Genomic DNA, 865 nt, shown 5'->3' on the forward strand with positions numbered 1-865 from the left:
AATATTTTGGTATTTTAGCCAAATTTGGCATCTTTCGTAAGATTGTTTACAAAATAAAGGCCGTCTGAAACCTTATATTTTGGTTTCAGACGGCCTTATCCGTTGATTTCAGAGAAGAACCCTGAAAATCACCATCCTATCAGATTACAGAAGCTTGAGTCTGATCTTGGATTTGGTTCACAGCAGACAAAGAGTAGTAGTCGCCGTGACCGGTTACTTGGTAAGTGCTACCGTCAGCAAACTTGAAGTTTTCAACTTTGTGATCGTTTCCGGTGAACCAGTCATCGATGGTGATGCTGTCGTTAGTACCGACAGAAACAGTCAGGTTAGCACCAGATTTGCTCAGCAATACGTCGGAAGCTGCAACGCCTTTACCGAACAACAGGGTGTCATTACCACTTTCTTCACGGATGGTGTCATGACCGTAACCTTTGTCGAAGAAGTAAGTGTCGTTACCGGTACCGCCGATCAGGATGTCGTTGCCGACACCGCCGTCGAGGTAGTCGTTACCGTCTTTACCAACCAGACAGTCGTCGCCGGCCAAACCGTACAGATGGTTGTTGCCGCCGTTACCTTCGATGTTGTTGTTCAAAGAGTTACCGGTACCGTTCAGGTTTTGCATACCTTGCAAAATCAGGTTTTCAACGTGATCGGTCAGGGTGTAGTCGATAACGGTACGAACAGTATCGATACCGGCTTGTGCATTGCCGTACTCGATAACTTGGTCGTTGGCATTGTCAACGAAGTAAACATCGTTACCGTCGCCACCGCGCATGATGTCAGCACCTGAACCACCGTTCAGGTAGTCGTTACCGGCACCACCTTGCAGGTAGTCTTTACCTTCTTCACCGTACAGAGAGTCACC

1 protein-coding gene is annotated in these 865 nt (G+C 47.4%); it reads right to left on the reverse strand.

The window, feature by feature from the left end:
* Window positions 1-139 precede the first annotated feature (139 nt).
* Window positions 140-865, reverse strand: a 726-nt coding sequence (locus ACTHS3_RS15760) for a calcium-binding protein (RefSeq protein ID WP_440368476.1), incomplete at its 5' end; no start/stop codon positions are given.

This window comes from Neisseria sp. P0009.S007 (assembly GCF_051962515.1).